At 61.4% G+C, this 7,737-nt stretch carries 8 protein-coding genes and 2 pseudogenes; 6 read left to right on the forward strand and 4 right to left on the reverse strand.

Annotation, left to right across the window (positions count from 1 at the left end):
• Positions 1-980: pseudogene (locus tag BLX41_RS34700) on the reverse strand (MORN repeat-containing protein); the annotation flags it as partial.
• A 103-nt stretch (positions 981-1,083) separates the two neighbouring features.
• Entirely contained in the window at positions 1,084-1,539 is a 456-nt protein-coding gene (locus BLX41_RS07525) for a MaoC family dehydratase (RefSeq protein WP_123724377.1), read from the reverse strand.
• Between the two features lie 179 nt (positions 1,540-1,718).
• Here BLX41_RS07525 and BLX41_RS07530 point away from each other — a divergent pair, with 179 nt between their 5' ends.
• Genes BLX41_RS07530 through BLX41_RS07540 form a run of 3 tightly spaced genes read left to right on the forward strand, consistent with a single transcriptional unit; the run spans position 1,719 to position 3,395 of the window.
• Entirely contained in the window at positions 1,719-2,081 is a 363-nt protein-coding gene (locus BLX41_RS07530; protein ID WP_123724378.1) for a CidA/LrgA family protein, read from the forward strand.
• Complete coding sequence (locus BLX41_RS07535; RefSeq protein ID WP_123724379.1) at positions 2,078-2,794, forward strand: LrgB family protein; 717 nt, start codon at positions 2,078-2,080, stop codon at positions 2,792-2,794. The genes BLX41_RS07530 and BLX41_RS07535 overlap by 4 nt, the downstream gene beginning before the upstream one ends.
• 10 nt (positions 2,795-2,804) lie before the next feature.
• A complete protein-coding gene (locus BLX41_RS07540) occupies positions 2,805-3,395 on the forward strand; it encodes an LON peptidase substrate-binding domain-containing protein (protein ID WP_123724380.1) in 591 nt (196 codons plus the stop codon).
• A 42-nt stretch (positions 3,396-3,437) separates the two neighbouring features.
• On the opposite strand, the gene BLX41_RS07545 is transcribed toward BLX41_RS07540, so the two are convergent.
• The gene (locus tag BLX41_RS07545) at positions 3,438-4,754 is read right to left on the reverse strand and encodes a bifunctional DedA family/phosphatase PAP2 family protein (RefSeq protein WP_123724381.1); all 1,317 of its coding nucleotides are present in this window, start codon (positions 4,752-4,754) and stop codon (positions 3,438-3,440) included.
• A gap of 47 nt (positions 4,755-4,801) precedes the next feature.
• Complete coding sequence (locus tag BLX41_RS07550) at positions 4,802-5,488, reverse strand: DNA-3-methyladenine glycosylase (RefSeq protein ID WP_123724382.1); 687 nt, start codon at positions 5,486-5,488, stop codon at positions 4,802-4,804.
• 175 nt (positions 5,489-5,663) lie between these two features.
• Here BLX41_RS07550 and BLX41_RS07555 point away from each other — a divergent pair, with 175 nt between their 5' ends.
• The 3 genes and pseudogenes from BLX41_RS07555 to BLX41_RS34705 form a co-directional block, all read left to right on the forward strand.
• On the forward strand, positions 5,664-6,929 hold the full coding sequence (locus BLX41_RS07555) for a glutamate-5-semialdehyde dehydrogenase (protein ID WP_123724383.1): 1,266 nt from the start codon (positions 5,664-5,666) through the stop codon (positions 6,927-6,929).
• Positions 6,929-7,573: a nicotinate-nucleotide adenylyltransferase gene (gene nadD / locus BLX41_RS07560; RefSeq protein ID WP_092309649.1), complete on the forward strand. Its 645-nt coding sequence runs from the start codon at positions 6,929-6,931 to the stop codon at positions 7,571-7,573. Before BLX41_RS07555 ends, nadD begins: the two co-directional genes overlap by 1 nt.
• 78 nt (positions 7,574-7,651) lie before the next feature.
• Positions 7,652-7,737 (forward strand): annotated as a pseudogene (locus BLX41_RS34705) (ribosome silencing factor); the annotation flags it as partial.

Consider the following 7,737-nt stretch of genomic DNA (forward strand, 5'->3'; position numbering starts at 1 on the left):
GGCACCGCATCGAGAGCCTCCTTGAGCAGGCGGCCCTGGACCAGCAGGGCGGTCTCCAATGGGTCTGGCAGTAGTTTGCCGTCGGCGTCGCGAACCCGCATGCCATTGTTCCAGACACCGCTTTGCACACTGCCATCGCGCAGCACCAGTACACCGTGGCCCTGGTAGTTGTCGCTGTCGAAGCCGCCGATGTAGAAGCTGCCGTCACTGAGGTTCAGTCGTCCTTCGCCGCTGAAGCGCCAGTCGCTGAAAGTGCCGACATAGTGGCTGCCATCGGCGCCGATCAGCTCGCCCTTGCCACCCAGGGCGCCTTCCTTGAATTGGCCGATCCAGACGTCGCCGTCGGAGTTTTCGTAGCGGCCCTTGCCATTGAGCTGGTTGTGTTTGAAACCACCGACATAGATGTCGCCTTCGGCGCTGTTGAAGGTGCCGTTGCCTTCCAGTTGGCCGTTGACGAAGTTGCCGCTGAACTGGTTGCCGTTGCCATCGCTGCGCTGGCCTTCGCCATTGGGCTTGCCCTTGGCGAATTGCCCCTGGTACTGGCTGCCGTCTTCCAGCTCCAGGCGGCCAAGGCCCGAGTACAGGTCGGCCTTGAACTCGCCGCGATAGGTCATGCCGTCTTCTTTGAGGGTGCCTTCGCCGTCCCGGCGCCCGAGCTTGAAGCCGCCGCTGTAGCTACTGTCCTTGGTGGTCAGGATGCCTTGGCCATGGAACAGCCCTTGCTGGAACTCGCCGCGATAGACCTCGCCATTGCTGCCATGCCATTCGCCCTGGCCATGCCATTGGCCCTTGTCGAACTGACCGGCGTACCAGCTGCCGTTGGGGTAATCGATGCGCCCTTGTCCCTGGAGCAGGCCATTGACCAGATCCCCGCGATAGCGCCCGCCGTCGGGCAGTCGGGCATCGGGCGGCAACAGCGATTCGCCGTCTCCGCAAGCGCTGAGCAAGAGGGTCAAGACCAGAGGTACAAGTGGGCGCATAACGGGTTCCGGATAATTAGGGGACCGAGTATGCCGCAGCGGTGTGACTTATATATAGAGAGGTTGAGCGAAACAGCGTGAGCTGTTTCGCATCAGGGGCATTTCAGACGAAGCAGAGCGAGAGGGGCTCAGCGATATAGGCAGGGTTTTCCTCGCCGTCGATTTCCAGGGTGACAGTGGCCTTGAGCAGCCACTGACCGGGTTTCTTCTCGGTGACGTCGGTCAGTTCGACCTTGAGACGTACCTTGGAGTCGACTTTCACCGGCTGGATGAAGCGCACGCTGTCCAGGCCATAGTTGACCACCATCTTCAGACCCTCGGGCAGCACGAGGATGTCTTCCATCAGTTTGGGGATCAGCGACAGGGTCAGGAACCCGTGGGCGATGGTGGTGCCGAACGGGGTTTTCGCGGCCTTGGCCGGGTCCACGTGAATGAACTGGAAGTCGCCGGTGGCTTCGGCAAACAGGTTGATACGCTCCTGATCAATGGTGAGCCACGCGGAACGTCCGAGTTCCTTCCCGACATAATCTTTGAGCTCTGCAACAGGAACATAGGGCATTGAGACTCTCCTTGGTTCAACGATTTTTTTAGTGTTAGACCCAGTGCTTTGTGGTCTGAAGTATCCACTTTAGATCATCATGGCGATCCTTCCCGGTAAACATCCATGCTTTTGGCGAATGCCGGTTCATAGCGCCTGCGTGCTTATAATGCGTCACGGGATCTGGCTGGAGAGGCGGTATGTTGTTACGCGGTTTGACATGGCTGGTGCTGTTCCAATTGCTCGGCACGGCGCTCAATCATCTGCTGTTGCCCGTACTTCCCGGGCCTATCATCGGCCTGTTGCTGCTGCTGGTTTTTCTGGTGGTGCGTGGCGAAGTGGGCGAGCCGCTGAACCTGGCGGCCAGCAGTCTGTTGCGTTACCTGCCACTGCTGCTGGTGCCGCCTGCCGTCGGGGTGATGGTCTATGCCCGGGATATCGCCGCGGACTTCTGGGCGATCACCGGAGCGTTGGTGCTGTCGCTGGTGATCTCCATGGCTTTTGTCGGCGTGCTGATGCAGCGCCTGGTCAAGCGCCAGGCCCGCCGGGAGGACAGTCAATGAGTTTTGATTGGCAGGGCGCCTGGGCGGCGGTGATTCACCATCCGCTGTTCGGCATCGGCATCACCCTGGGCGCCTACCAACTGGTGTTGGCGGCCTTTGAGAAAACTCGCTGGATGTTCCTGCAGCCGGTACTGGTGTCCATGCTGCTGGTGATTGGTGTATTGCTTGGCTGTGGCTTGAGTTATGCCGAATATCGCAAGAGCACCGAGATTCTGAGCATTCTGCTGGGGCCTGCCACTGTGGCCCTAGCGGTGCCGCTGTACCTCAACCTGCGGCGCATCCGCCAATTGTTCTGGCCGATATTGACTACGCTGGTGGTGGGTGGGGTGCTGGCCACCGGTCTGGGGGTGCTGTTGGGATGGTGGTTCGGTGCTGAGCACATGATCCTCATGACCATGGCACCCAAGTCGGTGACTTCGCCGATCGCCATGCTGGTGGCCGAGCAGATTGGTGGCGTCGCGGCTTTGGCTGCGGTGTTCGTACTGATTACCGGGGTGATCGGGGCTATCTTCGGTCCGAGCATCCTCAACCGCCTGGGCGTTCATGGGCCTGAGGCGCGAGGCATGGCCCTGGGCATGACCGCCCATGCGGTGGGCACTTCGGTGGCCTTGCAGGAAAGTGAGGAGTGCGGCGCCTTTGCGGCGCTGGCCATGAGTCTGATGGGCGTGGCCACGGCGGTACTGCTGCCGTTGGCGGTGTCTTTGCTGGTTTAAGGATGGGTGTATGAGCCTGGCGCTGTTTCCCCTGAATACCGTGCTGTTCCCTGACTGCATCCTCGATCTGCAGATTTTCGAGGCGCGCTACCTGGACATGATCGGCCGCTGCATGAAGCAGGGCAGCGGCTTTGGGGTGGTGTGCATCCTGGAGGGTGAGGAGGTCGGTAGTGCCGCGTCGGGCTATGCCCTGGTGGGCTGCGAGGCACTGATTACCGACTTTCACCAGCAGGACAATGGGCTCCTGGGAATCAGGGTCAAGGGTGGTCGGCGTTTCCGCGTGCTCGAGAGCGAAGTGCAGAAAGACCAACTGACGGTGGCCCAGGTCCAGTGGCTGCCAGAGGCTGCGGAGCAACCACTGCAGGATGAGGACGCAGACCTGATCGCGCTGCTCAAGGCCCTGGCCGAGCATCCAATGGTGGAGGCCCTGGATATGGGCACTGAGGCTGCGGGGCAACTGTCCCTGGCCAATCAGTTGGCCTACCTGCTGCCTTTTTCCGAGCAGGACAAGATCGACCTGCTGCAGCTGGATGACCCGCAGCAGCGTCTCGATGCCATCCAGCAACTGCTGGATGAGCTGCAAGGCGAACTCTTCGCCTGAGCCCTGAACCTCCAGCGGCGTTACAGCTTGCCGCTTGCACTCTTAATAGGCGTATCGCAGCAGGGCATGAGGCAGATGCCGTGTTGCCATGAACCCGCACATCAACAGCATGACCGGCAGTAGCAGCCACCAGACCTTGGCCGACATCGGCTTGAGCGGGCCTTGCCATTGAGCCAGGGTCAGGCTGGCGGCACAGACACAGGTTGCGAGCATGGCGCCGGCGAGAATGTCGGTTGGCCAATGGGCACCCAGGTAGACCCGGGACAAGGCAATGGATGCCGCCGGCAAGCAGCCCAGCAGCAGCCAGGTCAGGCGCATTCGTGGTGGCTGGCCACGGCCTGCCAGTACCGCCAGGGTCAGGAACAGGGCGAAGGAGCCAGAAGAGTGGCCGCTAGGCATACTGAAACTGGTGAGGGGCTCGGTCAGAACCTCGGGACGTACCCGTGCGAAAAACCATTTGCTGCCGGTGTTGGCCAGTGCAGTGCACATCAGGGTCGCGCCGGCGAATACGGCTTGGCGCCATTGGCGCAGGGCCAGAAGTAGCAGGGTCAGTACCGCGCTGATGATGAACATGGCGCGAAATTCGCCGATCTGGGTGACCATCACCATGATCTTGTCCAGGGTCGGGTTCCGGTGTTCCTGCACCAGGGCGATCAGGCCCTGGTCGAACTGCGTGAGATAGGGGTAGCCGATGAACAGTCCTGCCAGGATCAACAGGCTCAGGCCGGACATCAGCAGGGTCGCCCGTCGATGACGACGCAGGCTGCTGGCGACGCTCAAGCCGATCAGTACCGCGATGCTGCCGACTACGACACCGGCTTGTGGCCAGAAGCCTTCGGGCAGCGGCAGACGAATCGCCGCGCCAGTGGCCCAGCCTGGCAGCAGGTAAGCCACCGACCAACCCGTCGCAGCCAGCAGGCTGACGGCGAAAAATCGTGCAAATGGCATGTCGAACATGCCGGCGACCATTGGCAGCATCGGCCGCAACGGGCCGATGAAGCGTCCTACCAACAGACTGGCGATGCCGTAACGCTGGAAATAGGCTTCGGCGCCGTTGATCCATTCCGGATGATGGCGCAGTCCCGGCAGGCGCCGGATGCTCTGGTGAAAGTGTCGTCCCAGCAGGTAGGACACCACGTCCCCGAGCAAACCGCCGAACAACCCCAGAAGCAGGGTTTCTCCAAGAGACAGCGCGCCGTTGCCGGCCAGCACGGCAATCGCGAACAGCAGCACCGTTCCCGGAACGATCAGGCCGGCGATGGCCAGGCACTCCACGCAGGCCACAATAAATACAGCGGCGGCCAGCCATTGCGGGTTGCTGGTCAGCCAGGCGGTCACGCTGTCGAGCCATGGGCCCATAAATTCAACTCCATTGTCAGTGTCTGGCGGGTACGGGGCTGCGGTAGTCAGTCGAGGATCAGGTAGTCGCGACCTTCGACTTGGCCGCGGCGTAGCGGGTTCCGTGTGCAGTAGGGCGCATAGGCGGCATCGACGAAGCGGTACATCAGGTGTTCGTCTCGGCCGTGGGGGATGCCCAGGCGCGTGGTCTGGATGATGTGCGGCACGGCGCTGCCGACGTCCTCGACGAAAAGGGTTTCGTGATCGAAGCGTTTTGCATCCCAGATCGGGACTTTCAAACCCATGGCCTTGCACAGCAGGGTCTGGCCTGCGCAGAGCTTTTGCGAGGGGCGCTGGCGGCCGCTGGCGTCCGGGTTGTTCAGCAGCATCTGTGCCAGGCTGGCCGGGCCGGAGACGGCGTCGACCCAGGGATAGGCGGACTTGATCAGTACCGCATTGCCTGGGCCCTGGGCGCTGAAGTTCAGCGAGTCGCCGCCGCGGGCGTAGTACATATAGATGTGGCCGCCCTCGAGAAACAAAGCCTTACGTTTTTCTGTGTAGCCGAGGGAGGCGTGGCTGCCTTTTTCCTCGCAGTAATAGGCTTCGGTTTCGATAATGCGCGCGGACAACCACAGCTCGCCGACTTTATGGCGAATGACTTTGCCCAGCAGTTCACGGGCCAAGGTCTGAGCATCGCGGTCGAAAAAGCCGTCAGGCAAGGCTTTGGGCAGGTTCGCAGAGGTCAGGATGGACATGGTGGCGAGGGTTATGGCGGAAAAAGTGACGTAATGGTAACAACTCCAGGCTTAATTCAGGCTGAACCGCGAGTATTTACACTCCATTTCGACCATCCGCCCGTGACCGCTGTCCGTGAACGGGCGCGACAGCTATAATCAGCCGCTTTCCTCTTTGCCAAGACCACACCAGACCATGACTGAGTCCGTTCTTGACTACATGACCCGTTTGGGTCGCGCTGCCCGCCAAGCTTCCCGGGTGATCGCCCGTGCCACCACTGCGCAGAAGAACCGTGCGCTGCTGGCGGCTGCCGATGCCTTGGACGCTGCGCGACCGGAGCTGACCGCAGCCAACGAGCAGGACCTGGCAAACGGCCGGGCCAATGGTCTGGAGCCGGCTCTGCTGGATCGTCTGGCGCTGACTCCCGTGCGTATCGACGAAATGATCGAGGGCCTGCGTCAGGTGGCCAAGCTGCCTGACCCCATCGGTGAAATCCGCGATATGCGCTACCTGCCTTCGGGCATCCAGGTGGGCAAGATGCGCGTGCCGCTGGGCGTGATCGGCATCATTTACGAGTCCCGTCCGAACGTGACCATCGATGCAGCCAGCCTGTGCCTGAAGTCCGGCAACGCCACCATCCTGCGGGGCGGTTCCGAGGCCATTCATTCCAACCGTGCCATTGCCACCTGCATTCAGCAGGGATTGGCGGCTGCCGATCTGCCGCCTCATGTGGTGCAAGTGGTCGAAACCACCGATCGCGCTGCGGTGGGTGCGCTGATCACCATGCCCGAGTTTGTCGACGTGATCGTGCCTCGTGGTGGCAAGAGCCTGATCGAGCGGGTCAGCCGTGATGCCAAGGTGCCGGTGATCAAGCACCTGGACGGCGTATGCCACGTGTATATCGACGTGGCGGCGGACCTGGACAAGGCGATTCGTATTGCCGATAACGCCAAGACCCAGCGCTACGCGCCGTGTAACACCATGGAAACCTTGCTGGTTCATGCCGCCATCGCTGACCGTGTGCTGCCGCCATTGGCTGCGATCTATCGCGACAAGGGCGTCGAGTTGCGTGGCTGCGAGCAAACCCGAGGGATTCTCGGCGCCGATGTACTGCAGGCGACCGAAGAAGACTGGCGCACCGAGTACACCGCGCCGATCCTCTCGATCCGTGTGCTGGACAACCTGGAACAGGCCATCGAGCACATCAATACCTACGGTTCGCACCACACGGACTCCATCGTCACCGAGAACTTCAGTGACGCTCGGCGCTTCCTCAACGAAGTGGATTCCAGTTCGGTCATGGTCAATGCCTCGACGCGCTTTGCCGACGGTTTCGAATATGGCCTGGGCGCTGAGATCGGCATTTCCACCGACAAGCTGCACGCCCGTGGCCCGGTGGGCCTGGAAGGCTTGACCAGCGAGAAATATGTGGTTTTCGGCGACGGTCACGTGCGCACTTGATGGGCAAACGAATCGGTCTGCTGGGCGGCACCTTCGATCCAGTGCATATCGGCCACTTGCGTGGTGCGCTGGAGGTGGCGGAATCCATGCAACTCGATGAGTTGCGCCTGACACCCAGTGCCAGGCCGCCTCATCGGGATACACCGCAGGTGTCGGCGCTCGATCGTCTGGCAATGGTCGAATGTGCGGTGGCGGGCGTTTCCCCCCTGGTGGTGGACGACCGTGAGCTGAAGCGGGACAAGCCGTCCTACACCATCGACACCCTGGAACAGATGCGGGCCGAGCTGGCCGCGGATGACCAGTTGTTTCTGTTACTGGGCTGGGACGCGTTTTGCGGCCTGCCCACCTGGCATCGTTGGGAAGAATTACTCCAGCATTGCCACATCCTGGTGCTGCAACGCCCGGATGCCGACAGCGAGCCACCGGATGCCTTGCGCAACCTGTTGGCGGCGCGCTCGGTGAGCGACCCCCTGGCCCTGCAAGGGCCGGGGGGACACATTGCATTCGTCTGGCAGACGCCGCTTGCGGTGTCCGCCACCCAGATCCGTCAACTGCTGGCCAGCGGTAAGTCGGTACGTTTCCTGGTGCCTGACGCGGTCCTGGCCTATATCGATGCTCACGGACTTTACCGTGCGCCGAACTGAAGGAACGCTGCCGGCTTGTGCTGAGCGGCGCTCCAAACATACGAGCTGAACGAGTTTTATATGACTAACCAAGTAATGAAAGGCGAAGATCTGGTCAAGGTGGCTGTTGCCGCGCTGGAAGACGTCAAGGCCCAGGACATCCTGGTGATCGATGTTCGCGACAA

The organism is Pseudomonas protegens (genome assembly GCF_003732485.1).
GTDB lineage: Bacteria > Pseudomonadota > Gammaproteobacteria > Pseudomonadales > Pseudomonadaceae > Aquipseudomonas > Aquipseudomonas protegens_B.

Bases quoted from the DNA above. Each gene is read 5' to 3' on its own strand.
- BLX41_RS07525 (WP_123724377.1), bottom strand. From the start codon at position 1,539: ATGCCCTATGTTCCTGTTGCAGAGCTCAAAGATTATGTCGGGAAGGAA.
- BLX41_RS07530 (WP_123724378.1), top strand. From the start codon at position 1,719: ATGTTGTTACGCGGTTTGACATGGCTGGTGCTGTTCCAATTGCTCGGC.
- BLX41_RS07535 (WP_123724379.1), top strand. From the start codon at position 2,078: ATGAGTTTTGATTGGCAGGGCGCCTGGGCGGCGGTGATTCACCATCCG.
- BLX41_RS07540 (WP_123724380.1), top strand. From the start codon at position 2,805: ATGAGCCTGGCGCTGTTTCCCCTGAATACCGTGCTGTTCCCTGACTGC.
- BLX41_RS07545 (WP_123724381.1), bottom strand. From the start codon at position 4,754: ATGGGCCCATGGCTCGACAGCGTGACCGCCTGGCTGACCAGCAACCCG.
- BLX41_RS07550 (WP_123724382.1), bottom strand. From the start codon at position 5,488: ATGTCCATCCTGACCTCTGCGAACCTGCCCAAAGCCTTGCCTGACGGC.
- BLX41_RS07555 (WP_123724383.1), top strand. From the start codon at position 5,664: ATGACTGAGTCCGTTCTTGACTACATGACCCGTTTGGGTCGCGCTGCC.
- nadD (WP_092309649.1), top strand. From the start codon at position 6,929: ATGGGCAAACGAATCGGTCTGCTGGGCGGCACCTTCGATCCAGTGCAT.